Here is a 25781-nt window from a genome sequence, read left to right on the forward strand (position 1 = left end):
ACGGACCGCGGTCGGCGGGCGGCTCGGGACCTCACCAGTCGGTGGGCGCGTAGTCCTTGAGGAAGACGCCGAACAGGTCCTCGCCCCGCTCGCCGCGCACGATCGGGTCATAGACCCGGGCCGCGCCGTCGACCAGGTCCAGTGGGGCGTGGAAGCCCGCCTCGGCCAGCCGGATCTTGTCCGGGTGCGGGCGCTCGTCGGTGATCCATCCGGTGTCGACGCTGGTCATCAGGATGCCGTCGGTCTCGAACATCTCCCGGGCGCTGGTGCGGGTGAGCATGTTGAGCGCGGCCTTGGCCATATTGGTGTGCGGGTGTCCGGCGCCCTTGTAGCCGCGGCTGAACTTGCCCTCCATGGCGGAGACGTTCACCACGTAGGTGCGGCGGGCGGGTGAGCCGGCCATGGCCGGGCGCAGCCGGCTGACCAGGATGAACGGCGCGGTCTCATTGCACAGCTGCACCTCGAGCAGCTCCACCGGATCGACCTCGTGCACCCGCTGGATCCAGGTGTTGCTGGGGTCGAGGTCGGGTATGAGCCCGCCCGCGTCGATCGCGGTGCCGGCCTCGATCCGGGCGAGGGAGGCGGAGCCCGGGGTGAGCGCCAGGGCGGCCACCTCGTCCGGGGTCAGGCCGCCGGAGGAGGCGGCCGGCAGGGCGGCCTGGGCGCCGCTGCCGAAGGCGCCGAACACCTCGGACTGGGGCAGCTCGCCGGCGGGCAGCGGCGCCGATTCGCCCGCGATCAGCTCCTGGTAGGCCTGGCGGGAGCGGCGCACCGTCTGCGCGGCGTTGTTGATCAGAATGTCCAGCGGGCCGGCCGCGCTCACCGAGTCGGCCAGCGCGATCACCTGGGCGGGGTCGCGCAGGTCGATGCCGACGACCTTGAGGCGGTGCAGCCAGTCGGCGCTGTCCGGCATCGCCGTGAAGCGCCGGATCGCGTCGTTCGGGAAGCGGGTGGTGATGGTGGTGTGGGCGCCGTCGCGCAGCAGTCGCAGCGCGATGTACATGCCGATCTTGGCGCGACCGCCGGTGAGCAGCGCCCGCCGCCCGGTCAGATCGGTGCGGGCGTCCCGCCGGGCCCGGTTCTCCTGGGCGCAGGACGGGCACAGCTGGTGGTAGAAGGCGTCGACCTCCACGTACCGGCCCTTGCAGACGTAGCAGGAGCGGGGGCGCTGGAGGATGCCGGCGATCTCGGTGGTGACGGAGCTGGTGAGCGCGCGGCCCACGGTCTCGTCGTCGATCCGGTCGGCCGCGCCGGTGGCGGTGGCCTCGGTGACCGACCGGTCGTGGGCCGTCTTGGCGGCGCGGCGCTCCTGCCGGCGGCGCTGCTTCACCGTCCGGTAGATGCCCGAGGTGGCGCGGCGCACCGTGATCGCGTCGGGGTGGTCTATGGGCAGCTCGTCGAGCTCGGCGAGGACGCTGAGGCAGACCGCCAGCCGTTCCGGGTCGATGCCCTGCTGGGCGTCCTCGCCGAGGCCCTCGGCCAGGCCGCTGTCCGTCACCGTCATCGCCGCCGCTTTCTTGTTCGTCTGTTCTACTGAGGCTTCTGCGGAAGGGTACGTAAGCGGGGGCGGGGACGCCAAACCCGTACCCGACCAGGGCCTTCGCGGCCCGCGAGGCAGCCCCTGGGGGCGCCGCCTGACGGCGCGCGCCGGAGGTGGCGGACAGGGCGCGGGCGCCGGGGCGCACGGCGGTGGGGCGTCGCGGTCCGTCTCACGTCCAGCGCCCCGGAAACCGGCTCCCGGCAGCTGACGTCCGGTGCCCGGCACGGTGTTCGCCGCCGCACCGGCCGAGGGCGAGTGGCCCCGGCCGATCCTGGACGAGCGGCCACCGCCCCGCTCCGGCAGGCGGCCGGGCGTCGACGGCCTTCCAGTGTCCGGGATGTCCGGCGGCCGGACCGCCAACTCCCCCCGATCCTCCGGAAAGCCCGGCGCGGCCACCCACACTCATGCGACACTGAGTGACGAATCGACTGCGGAGGGGAGTCGCCGTGAGCGAGCATCAGGAGCAGGTCCATGCCCGGGCCCGCCAGGAGATGGACCGGCTGACCGCGGCCGGTATCCATGGCACCGCCCTGACCTGGGTGGACAACGCGGGGCTGACCCGGGTCAAGGGGGTACCCACCGCGCGCCTGGCGCAGGCCGCCTGCCAGGGGGTGGGCATGTCCCCGGTCTTCGACGTGTTCCTGCTGGACGACTCCCTCACCCGCAGCCGCCATGTGCACGGCCCGGACGGCGATCTGCGGTTGATCCCGGACCTGGAGCGGCTGACCGTGCTCGCCGCCCAACCCGGCTGGGCCTGGGCCCCGGTGGACCGCTACGACCAGCAGGGCGAGCCGCACCCGGTCTGCCAGCGGCGGTTCACCCGCCGGATGGCCGACCTCGCCCGGCGGCGCGGTCTGGAGGTCAGGATGGGCTTCGAGACCGAGTGGGTGGTCACCGCTGCCGAGGCGCCCGAGTCCGAACTGCGCTACGCGGCCGCCGGCCCGGCGTACGGAATGGCCCGCCTGGTGGAGCTCTCCGACTATCTGGCCGCCCTGCTGGAGGCCCTGCACGCCCAGCGGGTGGAGGTGCTCCAGCTCCACCCCGAGTACGCGCCGGGGCAGTTCGAGATCTCGGTGGCCCCCGCCGCCCCGGTCGGCGCGGCGGACCTGTGCGTGCTGGTGCGGGAGACGATCCGGGCGGTCTCGACCCGGCATGGTCTGGCCCCGGCCTTCGGGCCGGTGGTGCGGCCCGGCTCCGTGGGCAACGGCGGCCATCTGCACTTCAGTCTGTGGCGCCAGGGCCGCAATCTGCACCAGGGCGGCGAGGGGCCGTACGGGATGACCGCGACCGGTGAGGCGTTCCTCGCCGGTGTGCTGCGCGAGCTGCCCGCGCTCCTGGCGATCGGCGCCCCCTCCCCCGCCAGCTACCTCCGGCTGGAACCCTCGCGCTGGGCCGGTGTCTTCCAGTGCTGGGGACTGGAGAACCGCGAGGCCGCCCTGCGCTTCATCGCCGCCGCTCGGGACGCCCCCGAGACGGCCAACGCCGAGGTCAAGTGCTTCGATCCGGCGGCCAATCCCTATCTGGCCTCGGGTGCGGTGATCGCCGCCGGGCTGGCCGGGGTGGACGAGGACCTCCGGCTGCCCAAGCCGGTCGCCGGTGATCCGGCCGAGGTCGGCACCGCCCCCCGGCTGCCCACCTCGCTGCCCGAGGCGCTGGCCCACTTCGAGCAGTCCGCGGTGCTGCGTGCGGCGCTGGGCGATCCGCTCTTCGAGTCGGTCGCGGCGGTGCGGCGGGCCGAGGCCGCGCTGTTCGACGGGGCCGATCCGGAGTCCATCGCCGCCGCGACCCGCCGCCGGTACTGAGATGGCCGAGCCGCTGCCGCTGCCGGCGCTGGTGGACCAGCACTGCCACGGGGTGTTGCGCGACGATCTGTCCGATGAGCGGTTCGAGTCGCTGCTCACCGAGTCGGACGCGCCCGCCGCCCCCGGGACCGGTTTCTTCGACACCCAGTTGGGCTTCGCGGTGCGCCGCTGGTGTCCGCCGCTGCTCGGTCTTTATCCGCACTGCTCGCCGGGGCGCTATCTGGCGCGCAGGCGTGAGCTGGGTGCCGGCGAGGTCAATCGGCGGCTGCTGCGCGCCGCCGGCATCGGTGTCTTCCTGGTCGACACCGGGCTGCCGGGCGAGTTGACCACCCCGTGGGAGCTGGCGACCGCGGCCGGCGGCACCGGGCATGAGATCGTCCGGCTGGAGCGGCTGGCGGAGGACGTCGCCGGGCGCCTGTCCGATCCGGGGTCCTTCGGCACCGCGGTGCGGCGCGCGGTGGACGAGGCGGCCCGTACCGCGGTGGGTTTCAAGTCGATCGCCGCCTACCGCTGCGGCCTGGACCTCGACCCGACGCCGCCCACCGAGGCCGAGGTCCGTGCCGCCGCCGTCCGCTGGTCGGACAGCCAGAACAGCCAGAACAGTCGAGACGGCCAGGACAGTCGGGACACAGTACGCCGGCTGACCGACCCGGTGCTGGTCCGCCATCTGCTGTGGTGCGCGGCGCGCACCGGGCTCCCCCTGCAACTGCACACCGGCTTCGGCGACCCGGACCTGACGCTGCACCGCAGCGATCCGCTGCTGCTCACCGACTTCGTCCGCGCGGTGCGCCCCACCGGCTGCACCCTGGTCCTGCTGCACTGCTACCCGTACCACCGGGGGGCCGCCTATCTGGCGCACGCCTTCCCCCATGTCTACGCCGACGTCGGGCTCTCGCTGGGGTACACCGGGGTGCGGGCACAGGCGGTGCTGGCGGAGTTCCTGGAGCTGGCGCCCTTCGGCAAGTTGCTGTTCTCCACCGACGCCCACGGGCTGGCGGAGCTGTACCTGGTCGGCGTCCGGCTGTTCCGGCGGGCACTGGGCGCTCTGCTGTCGCGCTGGGTGGCGCAGGGCGACTGGTCGCGCCGGGACGCCGAGCGGGTGGCCGTACTGATCGCCGCCGACAACGCCCGCCGGGTGTACGGGCTCGGGCCGGGCAGCGCCGCCATCGGCTGAGCCGGTGCCGCCGGCGGCCGGTCCACCAGCGCTCCGGTAGCGTGCGAGGGGACCAGCAGCGGGCAGTACAGCACCGGGAGCGGAACCCATGAGAATCTCCGGCTCGACCGTCCTGATCACCGGGGCCACCGGCGGCATCGGCCAGACCCTGGCCCGGACCTTCGCGGCGCGGGGTGCCTCCTTGGTGCTCACCGGGCGCCGCGGTGAGGTGCTCCGTCCGCTGGCCGAGTCGCTGGGGGCACGGGCGATCACGGCCGACCTGTCCGATCGGGCCGAGGTGGCGCGGCTGGCCGAGAAGGCCGCCGACACCGACATCCTGATCGCCAACGCCGCACTGCCCTCCAGCGGCGAGGTACTCGACTACTCCACCGAGGAGTTGGACCGCGCCCTGGAGGTGAACCTCCGGGCGCCGATAGCGCTGGCACGGCTGCTGGCCCCGCGCATGGTGCGCGACCGGCGCGGTCACATCGTGATGATCGGTTCGATATCGGGGCGCGCGGCCTCACCGGGTGCCTCGCTCTACAACGCCTCGAAGTTCGGTCTGCGTGGTTTCACCCTCGGCTTGCGGCAGGATCTGCACGGCACCGGAGTCGGTGTGTCGATCGTGCAGCCCGGATTCGTCCGGGACGCCGGAATGTTCGCCGACGCCGGAGTGGAGGTGCCGGCCGGGGTCCGTACCGTGTCCCCCCGGCAGGTGGCGATGGCCACCGTGCGGGCCGTCGAGGCCAACCGCGCCGAGGTCAACATCGCCCCGCTGGAGTTGCGCCTGGGCAGCGCCGTGGGCAGCCTGTTCCCCTCCCTGGCGGAGAGTCTCCAGCGCCGGCTGGTGGCGGACCTCACCCTGCGCCGGCTGGTCGAGGGGCAGCGGTCCAAGCGCTGAGCGTGCGGCCCGGACGGTATGACCGGAAGTGGCGGCCTGGGAACGCTATCGGCCTGAGATGTCTTCTCCTCACCCGTTCCGTACCCGACGATGAACGGGAGCGGTTTCTTCCTGCCCTCAGGTCCGCGGCCCGGGCCGTCCGCCGCCACCATGGGAGGGTGCGGCAGCCAACCGGGCGGGACGCCGACCGTCTTCACGCTCGGCACGACACCGTCGTCACGGGGCACCCGGCCGGGCACCGGACCGCCGTCGGTCCACCGGCCTTGACGAACGAGGGAGCGGGCCTATGCGTGCGGTGGTCTTCGATGCGTTCGGGCGGCAGCCCGAGGTCCGCGAGGTGGCGGATCCGGTGCCCTCGCGCGGCGGGGCGGTCATCCAGGTGGCCGCCACGGGGCTGTGCCGCAGCGACTGGCACGGCTGGATGGGGCACGACCCCGGCATACGGCTGCCCCATGTGCCGGGCCACGAACTGGCGGGCGTGGTCGCCGAGGTGGGCCCGGACGTGGCCAACTGGAGACCCGGGCAGCGGGTCACCGTGCCCTTCGTCTGCGCCTGCGGGCGCTGCGGGGCGTGCGCGGAAGGCGCGCAGCAGGTCTGCGAGCGGCAGACGCAACCGGGCTTCACCCACTGGGGTTCGTTCGCCGAGTACGTCCCGGTGGAGAACGCCGACGTCAACCTGGTCGGCATCCGCGACGAACTCCCCTTCGCCACCGCCGCGAGTCTGGGCTGCCACTTCGCCACCGCGTTCCGGGCGGTGGTGACCCAGGGCCGGGTCGCCCCCGGTGAGTGGGTGGCGGTGCACGGCTGCGGAGGGGTCGGGCTGTCCGCCGTGATGATCGCCGCGGCGGCCGGGGCCCGGGTGGTGGCGGTCGACATCCGCTCGCGCGCCCTGGACCTGGCCCGGCGGTTCGGTGCGGCGGTGTGCATCGACGCCTCCTCGCTGCTGGGTCCGGTGGCGGAGGCGGTACTGGACGCGACCGGCGGCGGCGCGCACCTGTCCCTGGACGCGCTGGGCAGCCCGCGCACCTGCGCCGCCTCCGTCAACAGCCTGCGGCGGCACGGCCGGCACGTCCAGGTGGGCCTGCTGCCGCCGGCGGCCGGGAACCCGATGGTGCCGATGGCCCGGGTGATCGCCCTGGAGCTCCGGCTGCTCGGCAGCCACGGCATGGCCGCGCACGCCTACGGGCCGATGATGGAGTTGGTCAAGGCGGGCAGCCTGCGGCCGGATCTCCTGGTCACCAAGGTCATAGGGCTCCAGGAGGCACCGCAGGCCCTGGTCGCGATGGGTTCCCGGTCCCACAACCGGACCGGGCTCACGGTCGTCGAACCCGGCCGCCGGGCGCCCTGATTCCCCTGAAGCACCGCGCCCCGGCGGAGGGTCGGCCTCCGCCGGGTAGGATCACCGACCATGCTTCGGGTGCCGGTGGGGGTGGACGCGGAACGCTGGGCTACCCGGTTCGGCGGGAGCCGGGTACTGCTGGTGGTGCACAACGTCACCTCGGCGACCAGGCTGCTGGACGTCCTTCCGCTGCTCCATGACGACCTGCGGCTGCAACTGCTGGCGACCTGCACCGGTTCCTCCCCCTTCCTGGCCGGCGTGCCCGAGCTGCTGGCCTCGGTCGGCCTGCCGGTGCTGCCCTGGGAACAGGCCGTACGGACCCCGGTCGACCTGGTTCTCACGGCCAGTTACGGAGGCCGGCTGGAGCTCCTCCAGGGCGACATAGCGGTCCTCTCACACGGTGTCGGATACAATAAAAGGCTGGCCACACCGGACACCGGACACCGGACACCGGACACCGGACACCGGACACCCTTCGCCCGAGCCGGACCGCGCCGTGCCCGCCGCCCCCGTCTTCGGACTCTCCCGGGAGTGGCTGCTGCACCGCGGCCGCCCCATCGCCGCCGCGACCGTGCTCTCCCACCCCGAGCAGCTGGCCCGGCTCACCGATGCCTGTCCCGAGGCCGCCGCGACCGCGGTCCTCGGCGGTGACCCCTGCTACGACCGGATGCTCGCCGCCCTCCCGGACCGGGAGCGCTTCCGCCGGGCCCTGGGCGTCGGCCCCGACCAGCGGCTGATCCTGGTCAACTCGACCTGGGGGCCGCGCTCCCTGCTCGGCGACGGCGCGGCCGACCCGCTGCCCGCGCTGCTGCCCCGGCTCGCCGCCGAACTGCCGCTGGACGAGTACCGCACGGCCGCCGTGCTGCACCCCAACATCTGGTACGGCCACGGCCCCGGCCAGGTGCGGGCCTGGCTGGACCGGGCCGGGCGGGCGGGGCTCACCCTGGTGCCGCCGCTGGCCGGCTGGCGCCAGGCGCTGATAGCCGCCGACTGCGTCATCGGCGACCACGGCTCGGTCACCTTCTACGCCGCGGCCCTCGGCACCCCGGTGCTGCTCGGCGCCTTCCCGGAGGGCGACCTGGATCCGGACTCCCCGGTGGCGGCGCTGGGGCGCACCGCGCCCCGGCTGGACCCCCGGCGGGGTCTGCGGCACCAGCTCGACCAGGTGATGGCCGGTCACGATCCGCGGCGCTACGCGGACATCACCGCCGCCACCAGCTCGGACCCCGGCCGTTCGGCGACGCTGCTGCGCCGGCTGTGCTACCGGCTGATCGGCATCCCCGAGCCGGTGGACCCCGCCCTGCTCGACCGGCTCCCGCTGCCGGAGTTCGAGCCGGCCCGGCCCAGCGTGCCGATCCGGGTGCTCACCCGGCTGATCGGCGCGGGCCGGGGGGAGCCGCCCGGGATCGCGGTCACCCGCTACGCCGACGCGGACCAGGATCCCGAGCCGGACGAGGAGCTGAGCGCTGCCCACACGGTCGTTCCCGAGGACACCCGCGACCCGGGCCGGCTGAGCCTGGCCGACGTGATCGTGGGCCGGGGCGCGGCCGACGACCCGCGGTGGGGGCCGCCGGGTGCCTGGGCCGCCGAGGTGCTGGACCGCCATCGGCACTGCGCGCTCGCCGTCCACACGGCAGGGCCGGACAGCTGCACGGTACGCACCCGGGCGGGCCTGACCGTACGGCTGACCGCCGCCCCCGACGCGGACGGCCGGCCGGCGCTGTGCGACCCGGCCGCCTATGCCTCGGCCCTGTACGCCTGGCTCAGCCAGGGCAAGGACCCCGCCGAGCTGATGGCGACCGGGATGACGGTGCACACCGGCCGGGCCCGGTACCGGGTGGCGGTCCGGTCGGCCGGCTGAGGGCTGCGCCGTCCCGCACCCGCCGCCGGCTCGGTGAGCCCACCGGGGATCGCCGGGCGGCTCTTGGCGTCCGCGGCCGCTCCGGTCAGTCCGCGGCCAACTCCTCCCGGAGCGAGTCGACACGGGCCACGGCTCCGGCGTCGCCGAGGTCCAGGTGCAGGGAGCGTGCGAGGTCCAGCAGCCGGCGGGCGCCGGCCAGGTCGCCGGTCTCCCGTGCGCAGCGGGCGCCCAGCTCGGCGGCGTCGGCGCGTTGCAGCGCGGCGCCCTCGGCGGCCAGCATGGTCAGCGCCTCCTCCAGGGTGCCGCCCGCATCTGCCGGCCGCTGGTCGGCCAGCTGGGTCTCGGCCAGACTCATCAGCACCCTGGCCTCGTTGTAGCGGTCCCGCTCGGGAAGGCCGGCGAAGGCCACGCGGGCGCGGCGGAGTCGCTCGTAGGCCTCCTCGTACCGGCTTCCGCCGCGAAGGGCCCGGCCGATGTGGTGCTCCAGCAGGGCGGTGGCCCGGGGCACGTCCCGGGCGCCCTCCTGGCCGGGGCCGATCCGCTCGAGCAGGTCGCGCGCCGTGCCGAACAGCTCCGCGGCCTCGTCCCAGCGCCACAGCCGCAGCCGCAGCAGGCCGAGCGACTCCACGGCGGTGGCCTCGCCTCGAAGGTGTCCGGCCGCCCGGTCGGCTGCGGCGGCCGCGCGCAGTTCCCGCTCGGCGTCCTGGTGGCGGCCCAGGCTCATCAGGGCGAAGGCGAGTTGGGTGCGCATCCGGCCCTCGGCCCGTCGGTCGCCGCAGCGCTGGGCGGCGGCGACGCCGCGCCGGTGGGTGGCCGCCCACAGCTCCGGGAAGCCGAGGCGCAGGTGGAAGCCCCACATCGCCTCGCACAGCTGCCAGACCAGGTCGTCGAAGCCGCGGTCCTCGGCTGCCCGGACGGCCTCGGCGAGGTTCTGCCGCTCTTGGCGGAGCACCTCCAGGGCCTGTGCCGGGTCGGTGGGAGCGGAGCCGGTGATCTGCTCGTAGACGGGGCCGAGGTGCCAGCGGCCGGGGATCACCCGGGCGTCGTGCTCGGCGGCCAGGCGCAGGTACCAGAGCACGGCGCGGCGTACCGCGGCGGCGCCGCCCGGTTCCTGGGCGGCCTGGCGGGCGGCATGGCCGCGGATCAGGTCATGGCGGTGGTAGCGCTCCTCGCCGGTGTCCTCCAGCAGGCGAACGGCGGTGAGTTCGCGCAGCAGCGGGCGTACCGCGGACGGTTCCTCACCGGCGAGCGCGGCGACCGCGCCCAGCGGTACGGAGGGCCAGGGGCACAGGCCGAGCAGCCGGTGGACCCGGGCCGCCCGCGGTGACAGGCCGCGGTAGGCCAGGTCGGCCGCGGCCTCCGCCCGGCCGGCGGGGTCGGGGCCCGCGCCCTCGCCTGCGGTACCGGCCGCCGGTTCGGCGGGCGCGCTCCCCGAGCGGTCCGGGGCGGCGGGCCGCGGGGACGTGCGGTCGGCGGGGTCGTTCCCCATGCGGTCCTCCTGGTGTCGGGCGCGCTCCCAGTCGGCGAACTCGCGGTCCAGCCGGTCCCAGTCCGGATCCTCGGCGACGCCGGCCCGGGCCCCCGTGGTGCACAGCGCCAGCGGCACCCCAGCGCACCGCCGCACCACCGACTCGGCGTGCCGGCGCTGCCGGGCGAAGCTCTCCTCGCCGACGATCCGCACCATCAGGCGTTCGGAGTCCTCGGGGGTCAGCGGGCCCAGGCGGATCGTACCGGCGCCGTAGCGGCCGACCAGCTCCGGCAGCGGGCGTCGGCTGGTGACCAGGGTGAACCCGGCCGGGGAGGCGGTCAGCAGCGGCGTGAGCTGGGCGGTGGAGTGGGCGTTGTCCAGCAGTACCAGCACCCGCAGCTCGGCGGTGCGGTCCCGGAAGAGCTCCGCCTGCGCCTCCAGGTCGGCGGGTACGTCCCGGGGGCGCACGCCGAGGCGGTGGAGGAAGCGCACGAGCACATCGGAGGGGGCGAGTGCGGAGGCGGCCGAGTCGCCTCGCAGGTCCACGTAGAGCTGGCCGTCGGGGAACCGCGGGCGCACGGTGTGCGCCCAGTGCAGGGCGGCGGCGGTCTTGCCGATCCCGCCGGTGCCGCTGATCACCGCGATCCGGGGTCCGGCGGCGTCCAACTGCGCGGTGATCCGGCCCAGTTGGTCATGCCGGTCGGTGAAGTGCGCGGGAGCGGCGGGCAGCAGTCGCGGGCCGCCGGCGCGCGGGGCCGGGGCGTGCGCGGCCCGGCGCAGGCCCTCCACCTCCCGCAGCCAGCGGGCCAGTTCGCCGGCGAAGTCCGGGTCGGCCGCGGCCCGTGACAGCAGCGCCGCGGCCAGCTCCCTGTGCTCCTGGGCGCCGTGCGGGGCGGAGGGCTGGGCGTCCTCGCCGGGGTGTGCGTCCGGCTCCGCGGTGCCGCGGGGCTCCGCGGAGTCGTCCGGGTCGGGCCGCGGGTCCCGGCGTGCGGCGCGGCGGCTCAGTCCGGCCAGCGACTCCCAGGCCCGTCGGCCCGCCTCACTGGCAGCACCGGTGAGTGCTCCCGATCCCGCCGTCTGGATCGCGGCGACCACCGCTGCCATCGACATGGGATCCATCCCTGCCCTCCCCCGGCTCGACGTCGGTGCCACGGTATCGGGCTCCTCGGCTCGAGCGCTCCCCGGCCGACGCGAACAGGGGGCCGGCCTCCGCCGGCCGGCCGTGGTCGGCGAGGTGGCAGGCCTCGGCGGGGTGCGGCGGGGATCCGCGGCCGGTGTCCGGTACGGGTTCCGCCTCCGCCACGGCGGCGGTGGGCGGTTCGGGGGCGGCGTCCGGGCTGCGGTCGGCGCCGGCCTTTCCGGTCCCCCGGCCCGGCGCGGCGAGCCGGGTGCCCTCCACGTCGACCCGCGGCAGCAGGAGGTCCAGCCAGGCCGGCAGCCACCAGGCGGACTTGCCGAGCAGGGCCAGCACCGCCGGGACGATGGCCATCCGGACGAAGAAGGCGTCGAAGAAGACCGCGACGGCCAGGCCGAAGCCGACCATTTTGATCATCTGCTCCGAGGAGCCGATGAACCCGGAGAAGACACTGATCATGATGATGGCGGCCGCCGCGACCACCCGGGCGCCGTGTCGGAACCCCGCGACCAGCGCGGGAGCCGCCCGGTCACCGTGCACATAGGCCTCGCGCATCCGGGTCACCAGGAAGACCTCGTAGTCCATGGCGAGGCCGAACACCACGCCCACGACGAAGATCGGCATCATGCTGACCACCGGACCGGTCTCCTCGACGCCGAACGGGCCGGCCAGCCAGCCCCACTGGAAGACCGCGACCACCGCGCCCAGCGCCGCCAGGACCGACAGCAGGAAGCCCAGGGCCGCCTTGAGCGGCACCAGGACGGACCGGAAGACCAGCATCAGCAGGACGAAGGCCAGCCCCACCACCAGGGCCAGATAGGGCACCAGCGCCGCGTCCAGCTTCCGCGACACATCGATGTTCATCGCGGTCAGCCCCGTCACCAGCAGTGCGTCGCCGCCGTTCCGGCGCAGGTCGGCGACCAGCTGCTCGGTCCGGGCGCTGCTCGGCCGCGCGGCGGGGACCACGGTGATGGTCGCGGTGTCCTTGGCCGCGTTGAAGACGGGGGTGCTCACCTCGGCCACGCCGCGGGTGTGGCGCAGGTCGAAGTGGATCAGTTCCACCGCCTCTTTGGGCTGGAAGGTCTCGCGGACGTCCACCACCACGGTCAGCGGTCCGTTGAAGCCGGGGCCGAACGCCTTCGAGAGCGTGTCGTAGGCCCGGCGCTGGGTGTTGCTGGTGGGCAGTGCGCTGTCGTCCGGCAGCCCGAGCCGCAGGTCGGCCGCCGGCAGCGCCAGCACGCCCAGCGCCAGGGCCGCGGTGATCAGCACCCCCACCGGGCGGCAGAGGACGAACCGTGCCCAGCGGGTGCCGATGTTGGGCCGGGCACCCGGTCGCCGGTCGGACCCGTCCCGCCGGCAACCGGCCGGCCACCGGCGGAGCAGCCGGCCCGCGGCGGCCACCGGCGCGGGGCACTTGGGGGCCCGGTGCCGGGCGACCGGACGCTGTCCTCGGGGCAGTACCCGGTGTCCGACGAACCCCAGCAGCGCCGGGACCAGGGTGATCGCGATGAGCACCGCCATCAGCACCGCTCCGGCGGCGGCCAGGCCCATCGTGGTGAGTGCCGGGATGCCGACCAGGCCCAGCCCCACCAGGGCGATGACCACGGTGAGCCCGGCGAAGAACACCGCCGATCCGGCGGTGCCCGCGGCCTGGCCGATGGCCTGCTCGGGCTCGCTGCCGGCGACCCGTTCGGCCCGGTAGCGGGAGACGATGAACATCGCGTAGTCGATGCCCACCGCGAGGCCGAGCATCATCGCCAGGGTCGGTGTGGAGCCGCCCAGTTCGAGCGGACCGCTGAGCACGGTGATCGCGGACACGCTGATGCCCACCCCGACGATCGCGGTGATCAGCGGCAGTCCGGCCGCGGCGAGGCTGCCGAAGGTGACCACCAGCACCACCGCTGCCACGCCCACGCCGATGGCCTCGGTCATTCCGCTGTGCGGGAGTTCCTGCAGTGCGTCGCCGCCGACCTCCACGGTCAGTCCGGCGGCCCGCCCCTGGTGTCTGGCCTGGCGCAGTGCGTCCCGGTCGGCGTCGTCGAGTTCGAAGGACTTGTCGCGGTAGAAGACCTGGGCGTAGGCGACACGGCCGTCATCGCTGACGCCGTTCATGCGGTAGGGGTCGGTGATCCGGGCGATCCGCCCGCTGCCGGGACCGCCGCGCAGTTCGTCCAGGACCCGGCATATCGCGTCCCGGTGCGCCGCGTCGGTGAGCTTCTCGCCGGAGGGTGCCCGGAACACCACGCGGGCGGTGGCCCCATCGGCGTGGCTCCCGGGGAAGCGCTCGTCCAGCAGGTCGAAGGCCCGCTGGGCCTCGGTGCCGGGGATGGTGATGGAGTCCCCGGACACGGCCGAGACGCTGGCCGCTCCCGCTCCCACCGCCATCAGGAGGGCGAGCCAGCACAGGGCCACCAGCCTCCTTCTGCGGAACGCGAACCGGCCGAGGATGCTGAGGAACATGGCCACTGAAGCGGTGCTCCTGTCTCGTCGGGGGTGCCGAAGAGTGCGTACTGCCACCCGGACGAGCGACGCGTACCGGATGGAGCCTGAACGAGGTCGACGAACCGCCGCATACAAAGCTAATTCGTACATCGCAGCGCTGGAGCACCGCTATGACCCCGGTGGAACCCCTCGTCACCGCCCAGGGGCGGCCGCCCTCACTCCTTGACCGCGCCGCTGAGCATCCCGGCGATGAAGCGGCGCTGCAGCGCCAGGTAGACGGCCACCACCGGCAGGGCGATCAGTATCGAGGCGGCGGCCAGCAGCGCGGTGTCGGAGCCGTGCTGCCCCTGGAAGAAGGCGAGGCCCAGCGGCACCGTGCGGTGCTCCTCGTCGCTCACCATGACCAGTGCCATCAGGAACTCGTTCCAGGTCCACATGAAGGTGATGACGGTCATGGTGGAGATGGCGGGGCGGCCCATCGGCACCAGGATGCGCCACAGCGTGGTCCAGCTGCCCGCCCCGTCCAGCCGGGCCGCCTCGATCACCGCGCGGGCGCTGCCGCGGAAGTAGGTGCGCATCCAGAAGACGCCGAAGGCCAGCGACTGGGCGGCCTGCGGCAGGATCAGCGCCGCGTAGCTGTCGGTCAGCCCGGCGTACCGCAGATCGAAGTAGAGCGGCACCACCAGGGCTTCCTGCGGCAGCGCGAGGCCGATCACGAAGAGGTAGAACAGCACGGTGGAGCCCGGGAAACGCAGCACGCCGAAGGCGTAGCCGGCGAGGATGGACAAGAGCCCGCCGACGGTGACCACGACCACCGCCACCAGCAGCGAGTTCCCCAGGTAGCTGCCGAAGTGGCCGCGGGTCCAGGCGTCGGCGAAGTTGCTCCAGTGGGGGTTGCCGCCGGGCAGGCTGAAGCCGGTGTCCAGGGAGTCCTGCGGGCCCAGGGCGGTGCCGAGCAGGCCGATGACCGGGGTGAGGGCGACGGCGGCGAACAGGGTCAGGATGCCGTAGGTCAGGGCGCGTTCGCGTGGGCTGGTCATGGGCGGCGGCCCTCCACGAGCCGGGAGACCGCGGTGGTCAGGGCGAAGATCAGTACGGTGAGCGCCACCCCGATGGCGGCGGCGGAGCCGACCTGGTTGGTGTCGAAGGCCCGGTGGTAGACCTCGTAGGCGGGCACCGAGGTGGTGTTGCCCGGCCCACCGGAGGTGGTGATGTAGATCAGGTCGAAGTTGCGCAGCCCGGCCACGATGGTGAGGGTCAGCGCCACGGCGATCTGCGGGCGCAGTCCGGGCAGGGTGACCGTGAGGAACTCGCGTACCGGGCCGGCGCCGTCCAGCCGGGCCGCCTCGTACAGCTCGCGGGGGATGCGTTGGGCGCCGGCCAGGAAGAGCACCATGCACAGTCCGGTGCCCACCCAGGTGCCGACGAGGCCGACGGCGGGCAGGGCCCAGTCGTAGTCGCCGAGCCAGGGGCGGGCCAGCGAGCCCAGCCCGAGGGTGCGCAGGGTGTCGTTGAGCAGTCCGTCGGGGGCGAGGATGGAGCGCCAGGCGACCCCGACCACCACCATGGCCAGTACCTGCGGCAGGAACAGGACGGTGCGGAAGAAGGTCATGCCGCGCACCCGGTCGCGGGAGAGCAGGGCGGCCAGCAGCAGTCCGATGGCGACCGGCAGCGCCGAGTAGAACACCAGGAGCAGCAGGGCGTGGGCGAAGGGGGCGCGCAGGGCCGGGTCGGTGAGCAGGTCGCGGTAGTTGTCGAAGCCTGCCCAGGTCGCCCGGGTCAGGCCGTCCCAGTGCAGCAGCGAGAGCCAGACCGACTGGCCGAACGGGTAGAGCAGGAAGGCGGAGTACAGGGCGAGCGCGGGCAGGATGTAGAGGTAGCCGATGGCGCGCGGCTCGCCCGGCGCCCGCCGCCGGCCGCGCGAGCGGGCCTTCGACTCCGTGCCGCCGGTCGCCGCCGCGGGGCCCGCCGGGGCCGAGGTCTTCATCGGGGCTCCGTCGGCTGGGGCTGCTGGGAGCGCTGGGCGCGTCGGAAGGCGTCGTAGTCCTCTTGCACGGTGGTGGTGAAGCGCTCAGGGGAGAGCCGGCCGGCGATCACTCCCTGGAGGCTCTCGGAGAGGGTGTCGTAGCTGGTCGGAGTGGTGTAGTCCAGGTAGGGGACGAGTCCGTCGGCGGCGGACAGCCGCCGCCAGCCGGCGATCATCTGGCCGTCGGCGCTCTGAGGCGGCACCCGGTCGGCGGCCCGGCCGGGCACCGCGGGGAGCACGCCGTTGCGGGTCATCACGTCGGCGGCGTGCCGGCTGGTGATGAAGTCCAGGTAGGCGGCGGCCACTTCGGGGTTCCGGGCGCGGGAGGTGATGGACCAGGCCAGGCCCTGGCCACCGGTGGTGACCGGCGGTCCGCCGGGGTCGGCCGGGGGTGGCGGCATGAAGCCGAGCCGGTCGCCCATCGTCTTCTTCAGTCCGGCCAGCTGCCAGGTGCCGGTCAGCAGATAGGCCCCCTCGCCGGCGGCGAACTTCTTGGCGGCGTCCTCGTAGCCCAGCCCGTTGGCGCTCTTGGGCAGGTAGCCGCGCCGCACCCAGTCGGCCAGGGTGGCGGCGGCCCGGGTGGTGTCCTGGGCGTCGAAGCCCGTGCTCCGGCCCAGTACGGCGTCGCGGGCCCGTTCGGCGCCGAGCTGGTCCTGGAGGACGCCGAAGGTGTGGATGGCCGGGTACTTGTCGAGGTTCCCGAACTGGATGGGCAGTTCTCCGGAGCGCCGCAGCCGGCCCAGGCCGCCTGTGAACTCCTTCCAGGTGGTGGGGGGTTCCAGTCCGGCCTTGGCGAGCAGTTCCTTGTTGTAGTAGAGCCCGATGTACTCGCCGGTCTGGGATATGCCGTACAGCCGCCCGGTGCCGAAGCGGCGGCCGTCGGCGGAGACCCGGTTGAGGTTGAGCAGGGTGGCCGGGTAGCGGGTGTTCCACTCGTAGATGCCGGCGTAGTTGTCGAGTGGGGCGAGCAGTCCGGCGCGGACGAAGGCCACCATGTCCGGGTAGCCCTGGTTGGCCTGGATGACATCGGGCGGGTTGGCGCCGGTGACGGCCAGCTTCAGGGTGGTCTTGAGGTCGGTGAAGCTGCGGGCCGTCCGTTTGATGGTGACATTGGGGTACCGGTTCTCGAACTCCTCGTTGAGCTGCTCCAGCTCGTCGTTCTGCCCGCCGCGGATCTCCTGGTCCCAGATGGTCAGCGTGGTCCGGCCGGCCCTGGCCGGGTCGGGTACGGCGCTGCCGGCGCCGGTCCCCGGCACGGGTGCGCCCGATCCGTCGGTGCCGGGTACGCAGGCCGCGGCGGACAGGGCCAGGCCGGTGATCCACACGGCGAGCGGTAGGCGGCGGCGCGGGCCCAATGGGGTCTCCTTCTGCGGTGGTTGCGGCGCGGCGGCCAGGATCACTCGCCGCGGAATCCGATGGTGGGCACCGCCCTGGCGCACGGGGTGCCGGACAGCGCCGCCGGCAGCAGCTCGGCCAGGAACCGGTAGCGCCGCGCCTGCTCGGCGCCCCGGCGCTCCGCCCACCAGCAGGCGATGTCCGACCAGCTGGGCGCGGCCAGGGAGCCGCCGAAGTGCTGCACCGACAGTGCGGCGGTGAGGTTGGCGAAGGCCAGCCGGTCGGCGAGCGGCCAGCCGGCCAGGGTGCCGGTCATGAAGCCGGCGATGAACACGTCCCCGGCGCCGGTGGGGTCGAGCGCGTCCACCGGGAGCCCGGGCACGTCGGCGCTCTCCCCGGTGATCGAGTCGATGGCGACGGCTCCCTCGGCGCCCTTGGTCACCACCGCGATGGGCACCCGTTCGGCCAGCGCGCGCACCGCCTGCTCCGGGCTGTCGGTGCGGGTGTAGCGCTGGGCCTCGGTGGCGTTGGGCAGGAAGGCGTGGCAGTACGGCAGGTCGGCCAGGGCGGCGGTGTCCCAGCGGCCGGTGTCGTCCCAGCCGACGTCCGCGAAGACCTTGCTGCCGGCGGCGTGGGCCCGGCGCACCCAGTCCTCCTGGCGGCCGGGTTCGAAGGCCACCACGCAGGCCCGGGAGGCGGGCGGCGCGGTGCCGGCGGCGGGCGGCGCGTGGTGTTCGTGGGTGACCATGGTGCGTTCGCCCTCGTACGCCATGGAGACGGTGACCGGGGAGTGCCAGCCGGGGACCCGGCGGGACGGGCCGAGGTCGATGCCCTCGCCGGTGGCCAGCGCGTCCCAGCAGTAGTCGCCGTACAGATCGGTGCCGAACGGGGCGGCGAGCGCGGTGCGCAGCCCGAGCCGGGCGAGCGCGGTGGCCATGTTGGCGATCCCGCCGGGGGCCGAGCCCATGCCGCGGGCCCAGGACTCGGTGCCGCGCACCGGGGCGTGGTCCAGGCCGGTGAAGATGATGTCCAGGAAGACGGTGCCGGTGAGGTAGACGTCGTAGGGCGGATCGTCCGGGGTGCGCAGCGCGGCCAGTGGATCGATCGACTCCGAGACTGTGACCCCGTTCACCGTCGCGCCCTTCCTTGTCAGACTCGCTTCATGTGACCGACACCTTGCACCCCCGGTCATCTCATTGCAAGAGGTCAGTCATAGTCGCGCAGACTTGCTCAGGTGGAGTACGTTGCGGGCATGTTGCGTGCGACCCGCCACGAGAAGCTGCTGAGCCTGCTCGGCACGGAGGGGGTGCTGCCGGTCCGGGAGATCGCCCGGCGGCTGGGGGTCAGCGAGGCGACGGCCCGGCGCGATCTGACCGCGCTGGGCCGCGCGGGCCGGCTCACCCGGGTCTACGGCGGGGCGGTGGCCGCCCAACGGGTCGGCCACGAGCACCCGTTCGGCGAGAGCGCGGCGGACGACGGCGAGGACAAGTCCGCGGTCGCCGCCCGCGCGGCCGAGCTGGTCGAGGACGGCGATGTGCTGCTGCTGGACATCGGCACCACCACGCTGCGCCTGGCCCGGCTGCTGCGCGGCCGCCCGGTCACCGTGGTGACCAGCAACCTCGCGATCTACGAGGAGCTGCGCGACGATCCCGAGGTGGCGCTGCTGCTGCTCGGCGGCCAGGTGCGGCGCAACTACCAGTCGCTGGTGGGCTTCCTCACCGAGTCCAGCCTGCGCCAGCTGTACGTGGGCCGGCTGTTCCTGGGGACCAGCGGGGTGCTGCCCGATGGCAGCGTGCTGGACAGCACCGATGTGGAGGTGCCCGTCAAACGGGCCATGCTGGCCGCGTCCCGGCAGGTGGTACTGCTGGCCACGGCCGCCAAGTTCCCCGGTGAGACCGGGCTCGCCCGGGTCTGCGGGCCGGACGAGATCGACACCCTGATCACCAATCAGGCCGCCGACCCGGCGACGCTCGCCGTGTTCCGCGAGGCCGATGTGGAGGTAGTAACGGTATGAGGCTGACCGTGCTGGGCGGCGGCGGGTTCCGGATGCCGCTGGTGTACCGCGCGCTGCTGGAGGACCCCGGGGACGCCGCCGGCCGCTGTACCGAGCTGGTGCTGTACGACACCGACCGGCGCCGGTTGGACGCGATCGGGGCGGTGCTGGCCCAGTTGGGGGCCGGGCGGACCGGCGGCCCCGAGGTCACCACCACCACCGACCTCGACCGGGCCCTGCGCGGAGCCGACTTCGTCTTCTCCGCCCTGCGGGTCGGCGGCCTGGAGGGGCGCGCCGCCGACGAGCGGATCCCGCTCGCCGAGGGGGTGCTGGGGCAGGAGACGGTGGGCGCGGGCGGGGTGCTGTACGCGCTGCGCACCCTGCCGGTGGCGGTGCGGATCGCCGAGCGGGCCGCCGAACTGGCCCCCGATGCCTGGCTCATCAACTTCACCAACCCGGCGGGCATGGTCACCGAGGCGATGCAGCGGGTGTTGGGCGACCGGGTCATCGGGATCTGCGACTCGCCGGTCGGGCTGTGCCGCCGGGCGGCCCGGGCACTGGGCGCCGACCCGGACCGGGCGCACTACGACTACGTCGGGATCAACCATCTTGGCTGGCTCCGCTCGATGGTGGTGGACGGCCGCGACCGGCTGCCGGAGCTGCTGGCGGACCCCGCCGCGCTGGCCTCCTTCGAGGAGGGGCGGCTGTTCGGCGCGGAGTGGCTGCGGACCCTGGGCGCGCTGCCCAACGAGTACCTGCACTACTACTACTTCAACCGGGAGGCGGTGGCCGCGATCCAGGCCGCGCCCGCCACCCGGGGCGAGTTCCTCCGCGACCAGCAGGCCGCCTTCTACGAGCGGGCCGCGGCCCGGCCGGCCGAGGCGCTGGACGCCTGGGAGCGCACCCGGCTGGAGCGGGAGGCGACCTATCTGGCGGACGGCCGGGCCGCGACCGGCGGCTGGCAGCGCGACACCTGCGACCTGGAGGGCGGAGGGTACGACCGGGTCGCGCTGGCGCTGATGCGGGCCATCGCGCGCAATGAGCGCACCACCTTGATCCTCAACGTGCGCAACCGCTCGGCCGTACCGGGGCTGGACGACCGGGCGGTGGTGGAGGTGCCGTGCCTGGTGGACGCGGGCGGCCCCCAGCCGCTGGCGACCGGGCCGGTGGCCGCGGACCAGCTCGGGATGATGCTCAGCCTCAAGGCGGTGGAGCGGGCCGCCATCGAGGCGGCGAGCGGCGGCGGGCGGCCGGCCGCCCTGCGGGCACTGGCCCTGCACCCGCTGGTGGACTCGGTGCGGGTCGCGGAGCGCATCCTCGACGCGGCCCCGGGACTCGCGGCCTCCGGCCTGGGCTGAACCGAGCCGTACGCCCCGGCCCGGACGGACATGCTCCCGGGCCGGGCCGCAGCCTGGCTCACGCCTGGTCGGGCGCCCGGTCCGAGTAGCGGGCCAGGGTCGCGGCGGCCAGCCGGGCGGCCTCCCGCCGCGCCTCGGGCGGCTCCAGGATCTCCAGGTCATCGGTGAACTGGAGGAGTTGCCGGACCCCGCCGAGGGCCGGGTAGTGGAGTTCGGCGGTGGCCCACTCCCCCTGGGGCTCCGGCGGGCCGGCCAGTTGCGCCCGAACGATCCGGACGAACATGTCCAGTCGGGCGGTGCGGACCCGGACGGTGATCCGCACCCCCTGGGACCGCTGCTCCACCCGACGGCGCAGCCCCGCCCAGGCGTCCGCCAGTTCCACCCCGTCCCGGCGCCGTACCGGAGCGTCGGTGACGGCCGCGGTGGCCACCCGGTCGGCCCGGAACAGCCTGGGCCGGGCCCGGTGGTCGGCGACCAGGTACCAGACGCCCGCCTTGGACACCAGGCCGTAGGGGTCCACGGTGTAGCCGCGCGGCCGGGTCTCGCCGCCGTGCCGGTAGCTGATGCGCAGCCGGCGGTCGGTGAGGACGGCGGCGTGCAGGGTGTCCAGGTCCGCCTCCGGCCGGGGTCCGGCGAGCCAGCCCACCGGGTCCACCAGGATGCGCCGGCTGGTGAGTTCGGCGGTGGGGCGGTGCGGGGCGGGCAGTGCGGCCATCACCTTGCGCAGCGCCGAGCCCAGTGCCCCGTGCAGACCCAGTGCCTGGTGCACGCCCTGGGCCGCCAGGACGAACAGGGCGCGCGCCTCGTCCTGGGTCAGTCCGGTGACATCGGTGCGGAAGCCGGGCAGCAGGGCGATCCCGCCGTGCCGGCCGCGCTCCGCGTAGACCGGGACGCCCGCCGCGGAGAGCGCCGCGACATCGCGGTAGATGGTGCGGACCGAGACCTCCAGACGCTCGGCCAGCTCTCCGGCCGGCACCCGGCCGCGGGTCTGCAGCAGCAGCATGATCGAAAGCAGGCGATCGGATTTCACCCGTCCAGCCTGCCGCAAAACCTGACGCCCGTTGTCAGGTTATCCAGGGATGGTGAGCGCGCGACGTACGGCGCACCGGGCGCCACCGCTGGACGAGAAGGACGAGTTCCGTGACGAACGCAGTACAGATCCCTGCCTCCGCCCCCGACCCGACCGAGGCGGCCCTGGAGCTGGCGCGCCGGGTCCGGGGGCCGGTGCTGCTGCCCGGCGACGAGGGCTTCGCGGCGGAGTGCGCCGGCTTCCAGACCGGGGTGCGGCAGGAGCCGGCGGTCGTCGTGGGCGCGGCGCAGGCCGCGGACGTCCAGGCCGCGGTGGCCTTCGCCGCGGCCCGGGGGCTGCCGGTGGGGGTGCGGGCCACCGGGCACGGACTGCCCGAGGCGGCCCGGGGCGGCCTGCTGATCGGCACGCGCCGGATGGACACCGTACGGGTGGATCCCGCGGCGCGCACGGCGTGGTTCGCGGCGGGCGCCCGCTGGGAGCGGGTCGTCCCGGAGGCGGCCCGCCACGGCCTGGCCCCGCTGAACGGCTCGGCGCCCCAGGTGGGCGCGGTCTCCTACACCCTGGGCGGCGGCCTTGGCCTGCTGTCCCGCCAGTACGGCTACGCCGCCGACCATGTCCGCTCCATCGACCTGGTCACCGCGGACGGCCGGCTGCGCACGGTCACCGCGGCGGGCGACCCCGAGCTGTTCTGGGGGCTGCGCGGCGGGGCCGCCGCGTTGGGCGTGGTGACGGGCATGGAGGTGGAGCTGTTCCCGGTGGAGCGGATCTACGGCGGGGGCCTGATGTTCGACACCGACCTGGTGGACGATCTGCTGGAGACCTATCTGCGCTGGACCGAGACGGTGCCCGAGCAGCTCACCTCCTCACTGGGGCTGGTCCCGATGCCGGACGTCCCCGCCGTCCCGAAGGCGCTGCGCGGCAGGTTCGTGGCCCATGTGCGGATCGCCTACACCGGCGATCCGGCCGACGGCGAGCGGCTGGTGGCCCCGCTGCGCGCGGTCGGGCCCCGGCTGACGGACCGGCTGGGCGACATGCCGTACCGCGAGTCGGGCCGTATCTACAGCGATCCCACCACGCCGCACTCCTACCGGGGCGACAACGCCCTGCTCGGCGAGTTGGACGCGCAGCGGCTGCGCACCGTGGTCGAGCTGGCCGGGCCCGGCTCGGCGCTGCCGAACGTCATCCAGGTGCGCCATCTGGGGGGTGCGCTCGGCCGCCCGCCGGCCGAGCCGAACGCGGTGGGCCACCGGGGTGCCCGCTATCTGCTGAGCGTGCTGGGGATGCCGCGGGAGGGCGGCGTCGAGGAGCTGCGCGCGGTCCAGCGGCGAGCCTTCGAGGCGGTGGCGCCGGTGACCCTGGGGCGTTCGCTGAACTTCCTCTACGCGCAGGGCAACGCCGACCGGGACACCACCGCCCGCGGCTCGGCGGTGCGCGGCGTCTACGAGCCGGCGGACCTGGAGCGGCTGGCGCGACTCAAGGCCGCGCTCGACCCGACCGACCTGTTCCGTCACAACTACCGCGTCATCGCCACGAGTTGAACGGCAACCGCACGGAATTTCTGGTCGAACGCCCTTGCGTTCTCGGGCGCCGCGCGCATCAATGGCATCGCCTGCCTGACACACCGTCATACAGGCGATGAGCAGCACTCTCTTCACCCTTCTCCCCCCACGGAGGCAGTTCGATGAGATGCAGCAAGCTCGGTATCGGCACGGCCGCCGGCGCGGCGGTGCTGGCCGCCGGGGCCCTGGCCCTGGCCCCCACCGCCGCGGCGGTCACCCCGACCACGGCCACGATCAGCGCCAGCTGTGGCAGCTACGGCTCCGGGACGGCGACCCTGACCGCCACCCAGAGCGGTACCTCGGCGACCATCACCCTCACCTCCTCGGCGGTCAAGGCACCCACCGCCGTGCCGGCGGGGGCGGTCAAGTCAACCCTCACCCTGTCCAAGAACGGCACCGGCACCACCACCTTCACCGGCAGCTCCAACCCGGCGATGGCCACCGGTGACGATGTCAGCACCGGCCCGCTCAAGGGCACCGTCGCGGCGGGCGACCTCCTGCAGGCCACGTCGCTCAAGCTGGTGGTGTTCGGCCTGATCACCATCAACTGCTCCGCCACCACACCGCAGTCACCGGGTCCGTTCCAGTTCTGAACCCGTGGCAGGTCCCTGTCGCCGGGCCGGCGCCCCCTCGGGTGCGCCGGCCCGGCTTCGGCGGCTCAGCCGGCGGCGGGCCCGCCGCCGCGCAGCACCGGCCGCAGCGCCTCCAGCACCTCGGGATCCTCGATGGTGGACGGGGCCACGGCGTCCCGGCCGTCGGCGATCTGCCGCATGGTGTTCCGCAGGATCTTGCCCGAACGGGTCTTGGGCAGCGCGTCCACCACGGTGACCTGCTGGAAGGCGGCGACCGGGCCGATGTCCCGGCGCACCGCCGCGACCAGCTCGGCCCGCAGTACCTCCGGATCGACCTCGACCCCGGCCTTGAGCACCACCAGCCCGCGCGGCAGCTGCCCCTTGAGGGTGTCCTGGACGCCGATGACCGCGCACTCGGCGACCGCGGGATGGGCGGCCAGCACGGCCTCCATGGCGCCGGTGGACAGCCGGTGCCCGGCGACGTTGATCACGTCGTCGGTGCGGCCCATCACGAACAGGTAGCCGTCCTCGTCGAGGTACCCGGAGTCGCCGGTGAGGTAGTGCCCCTCGAACCGCGAGAGGTACGCCTCGATGTACCGGTCGTCGTCGCCCCACAGGGTGGGCAGGGTGCCCGGCGGCAGCGGGAGCCGGATGGCGATGGCCCCCTCGGCGCCGGCCGGCAGGGGCTGTCCGTCCTGGTCCAGGACCCGCACGTCGTAGCCGGGCACCGGTACGGTCGCCGAGCCCGGCTTGGCCGGCAGCGGTTCGAGCCCGCGCGGGTTGGTGGCGATCGGCCAGCCGGTCTCCGTCTGCCACCAGTGGTCGACGACCGGGGTGCCGAGCCGCTCGCGCGCCCAGTGGTAGGTCTCCGGGTCCAGCCGCTCACCGGCCAGGAACAGGGTCTCCAGGGTGGACAGGTCGTACTTCTCCGCCTCCCGGGCCTCCGGGTCCAGCCGCTTGATGGCGCGCAGCGCGGTCGGTGCGGTGAACAGGGCCTTCACCCGGTGTTCGGCGATCATCCGCCAGAAGGCGCCGGCGTCCGGGGTGCCGACCGGCTTGCCCTCGTAGAGCACGGTGGTGGCGCCGACCAGCAGCGGCGCGTAGACGATGTACGAGTGGCCGACGACCCAGCCGACGTCGGAGGCGGTCCACCACACGTCCCCCGGGCCGATGCCGTACAGCGCGCTCATCGACCAGGCCAGGGCGACGGCGTGGCCTCCGGTGTCGCGCACCACGCCCTTGGGCCGGCCGGTGGTGCCGGAGGTGTAGAGGATGTAGAGCGGGTCGGTGGCGGCCATGGGCACCGGCTCGGCCGGCTCGGCCTCGGCCAGCAGCCGCGCCCAGTCGTGGTCGCGCGGGCCCAGGGTGACCGGCGCCGCCTCCCGCTCCAGCATGACCACCGCGTCCGGCTGGTGGTCGGTGGTCCGCAGCGCCTCCTCCAGGATCGGCTGGTAGGCCACCACCCGGCTGGGTTCGATGCCGCAGGAGGCGGCCAGGATCACCTTGGGGCGGGCGTCCTCGATCCGGGCGGCCAGCTCCTTGGCGGCGAAGCCGCCGAAGACCACCGAGTGCACCGCGCCGATCCGGGCGCAGGCCAGCATGGCGATGGCGGCCTCGGGGACCATGGGCATGTAGATGACGACCCGGTCCCCGCGGTCCACCCCGAGTCCGCGCAGCGCCCCGGCGCAGCGGGCCACCTCCTCGCGCAGCTCGGCATAGCTGTAGCGGCGCTGCCCGCCGGTGACCGGGGAATCCCAGATCAGCGCGGTGCGCTCACCGTGCCCGGCCGCCACGTGCCGGTCCAGGGCGTTATGGGAGGTGTTGAGTTCGCCATCGGGAAACCAGCGGTACAGCGGCGCGTCCGCCGCGTCCAGGGCGCGGGTGGGCGGTCGCGTCCAGTCGACGGCCTTGGCCGCACCGAGCCAGAATCCCTCCGGATCCGTCACGCTGCGCCGGTAGGTGTCGGCATACAGGCCCATCTACGGTGACCTCCCGTTCGATCGGGTCCATGGAGCTGCGCGCTCCTGATCGTGACTCAATTACCACGACGCGTGCACTCCTGCCTACCGGCTCGGCTCAGCTGCCCGCGCGCCGGGGCCTCGGCGGGTGGTTCAGCCTGGCGGTCAGGGTGGGCCCGAGCTGGGTCAGGGCCCGCGGGCGCATCATGCGCCCATGGGTGGTGGCGACGGGGTGGTCGATGATCCGTCCGGCGATGTGCGGCTGCCACATCCGGGGCGTGGGGCGGATGTCCGAGGGGACCCCGGGGG

At 74.2% G+C, this 25781-nt stretch carries 19 protein-coding genes; 9 read left to right on the forward strand and 10 right to left on the reverse strand.

The window, feature by feature from the left end:
- Positions 1-31: 31 nt before the first annotated feature.
- A complete protein-coding gene (locus E4099_RS02000; protein WP_135337135.1) occupies positions 32-1504 on the reverse strand; it encodes an SDR family NAD(P)-dependent oxidoreductase in 1473 nt (490 codons plus the stop codon).
- Positions 1505-2031: 527 nt separating this feature from the next.
- Here E4099_RS02000 and E4099_RS02005 point away from each other — a divergent pair.
- The 5 genes from E4099_RS02005 to E4099_RS02025 all read left to right on the forward strand — a co-directional run bounded on the left by E4099_RS02005 (position 2032) and on the right by E4099_RS02025 (position 8596).
- Positions 2032-3342 carry a type I glutamate--ammonia ligase gene (locus E4099_RS02005; RefSeq protein ID WP_135337150.1) on the forward strand — a complete coding sequence of 437 codons (1311 nt, stop codon included), beginning with the start codon at positions 2032-2034 and terminating at the stop codon, positions 3340-3342.
- Between the two features lies 1 nt (position 3343).
- Positions 3344-4516: an amidohydrolase family protein gene (locus E4099_RS02010; RefSeq protein ID WP_135337136.1), complete on the forward strand. Its 1173-nt coding sequence runs from the start codon at positions 3344-3346 to the stop codon at positions 4514-4516.
- Between the two features lie 88 nt (positions 4517-4604).
- A complete protein-coding gene (locus E4099_RS02015) occupies positions 4605-5396 on the forward strand; it encodes an SDR family NAD(P)-dependent oxidoreductase (RefSeq protein ID WP_135337137.1) in 792 nt (263 codons plus the stop codon).
- 286 nt (positions 5397-5682) lie between these two features.
- Entirely contained in the window at positions 5683-6744 is a 1062-nt protein-coding gene (locus E4099_RS02020) for a zinc-dependent alcohol dehydrogenase family protein (protein WP_135337138.1), read from the forward strand.
- 487 nt (positions 6745-7231) lie between these two features.
- Positions 7232-8596, forward strand: a complete 1365-nt coding sequence (locus E4099_RS02025) for a hypothetical protein (protein ID WP_135337139.1) — start codon at positions 7232-7234, stop codon at positions 8594-8596.
- A gap of 85 nt (positions 8597-8681) precedes the next feature.
- Here the strand turns inward: E4099_RS02025 and E4099_RS02030 are convergent, their stop codons facing one another.
- The 6 genes from E4099_RS02030 to E4099_RS02055 all read right to left on the reverse strand — a co-directional run bounded on the left by E4099_RS02030 (position 8682) and on the right by E4099_RS02055 (position 18134).
- Complete coding sequence (locus E4099_RS02030) at positions 8682-11174, reverse strand: tetratricopeptide repeat protein (protein ID WP_245244506.1); 2493 nt, start codon at positions 11172-11174, stop codon at positions 8682-8684.
- Positions 11104-13665 carry an MMPL family transporter gene (locus tag E4099_RS02035; protein WP_167828268.1) on the reverse strand — a complete coding sequence of 854 codons (2562 nt, stop codon included), beginning with the start codon at positions 13663-13665 and terminating at the stop codon, positions 11104-11106. Before E4099_RS02035 ends, E4099_RS02030 begins: the two co-directional genes overlap by 71 nt.
- 191 nt (positions 13666-13856) lie before the next feature.
- On the reverse strand, positions 13857-14681 hold the full coding sequence (locus E4099_RS02040; RefSeq protein WP_135337140.1) for a carbohydrate ABC transporter permease: 825 nt from the start codon (positions 14679-14681) through the stop codon (positions 13857-13859).
- Positions 14678-15628: a carbohydrate ABC transporter permease gene (locus E4099_RS02045; RefSeq protein WP_245244507.1), complete on the reverse strand. Its 951-nt coding sequence runs from the start codon at positions 15626-15628 to the stop codon at positions 14678-14680. Before E4099_RS02045 ends, E4099_RS02040 begins: the two co-directional genes overlap by 4 nt.
- Positions 15625-17022 carry an extracellular solute-binding protein gene (locus E4099_RS02050; protein WP_135337141.1) on the reverse strand — a complete coding sequence of 466 codons (1398 nt, stop codon included), beginning with the start codon at positions 17020-17022 and terminating at the stop codon, positions 15625-15627. The genes E4099_RS02045 and E4099_RS02050 overlap by 4 nt, the downstream gene beginning before the upstream one ends.
- Positions 17023-17063: 41 nt before the next feature.
- Positions 17064-18134 (reverse strand): carbohydrate kinase family protein, encoded by a 1071-nt coding sequence (locus E4099_RS02055; RefSeq protein ID WP_245244508.1) that lies wholly within the window; start codon positions 18132-18134, stop codon positions 17064-17066.
- Between the two features lie 120 nt (positions 18135-18254).
- Here E4099_RS02055 and E4099_RS02060 point away from each other — a divergent pair, with 120 nt between their 5' ends.
- On the forward strand, positions 18255-19016 hold the full coding sequence (locus tag E4099_RS02060) for a DeoR/GlpR family DNA-binding transcription regulator (RefSeq protein WP_135337143.1): 762 nt from the start codon (positions 18255-18257) through the stop codon (positions 19014-19016).
- Complete coding sequence (locus tag E4099_RS02065) at positions 19013-20353, forward strand: 6-phospho-beta-glucosidase (protein WP_135337144.1); 1341 nt, start codon at positions 19013-19015, stop codon at positions 20351-20353. Before E4099_RS02060 ends, E4099_RS02065 begins: the two co-directional genes overlap by 4 nt.
- 58 nt (positions 20354-20411) lie before the next feature.
- Here E4099_RS02065 and E4099_RS02070 read toward each other — a convergent pair whose 3' ends face one another.
- Positions 20412-21383 carry a helix-turn-helix transcriptional regulator gene (locus tag E4099_RS02070; protein WP_135337145.1) on the reverse strand — a complete coding sequence of 324 codons (972 nt, stop codon included), beginning with the start codon at positions 21381-21383 and terminating at the stop codon, positions 20412-20414.
- Positions 21384-21493: 110 nt separating this feature from the next.
- Between E4099_RS02070 and E4099_RS02075 the strand changes: the two genes are divergently transcribed.
- The gene (locus E4099_RS02075) at positions 21494-22921 is read left to right on the forward strand and encodes an FAD-binding oxidoreductase (RefSeq protein WP_245244510.1); all 1428 of its coding nucleotides are present in this window, start codon (positions 21494-21496) and stop codon (positions 22919-22921) included.
- Between the two features lie 143 nt (positions 22922-23064).
- A complete protein-coding gene (locus E4099_RS02080; RefSeq protein ID WP_135337146.1) occupies positions 23065-23535 on the forward strand; it encodes a hypothetical protein in 471 nt (156 codons plus the stop codon).
- Between the two features lie 65 nt (positions 23536-23600).
- Here E4099_RS02080 and E4099_RS02085 read toward each other — a convergent pair whose 3' ends face one another.
- The gene (locus E4099_RS02085) at positions 23601-25493 is read right to left on the reverse strand and encodes a propionyl-CoA synthetase (protein ID WP_135337147.1); all 1893 of its coding nucleotides are present in this window, start codon (positions 25491-25493) and stop codon (positions 23601-23603) included.
- Between the two features lie 97 nt (positions 25494-25590).
- Positions 25591-25781 (reverse strand): hypothetical protein (locus tag E4099_RS32790; RefSeq protein ID WP_167828269.1); only part of this gene is annotated, 191 nt, incomplete at its 5' end.

This window comes from Streptomyces palmae (assembly GCF_004684805.1).
In the GTDB taxonomy this organism is placed as follows: Bacteria; Actinomycetota; Actinomycetes; order Streptomycetales; family Streptomycetaceae; genus Streptomyces; species Streptomyces palmae.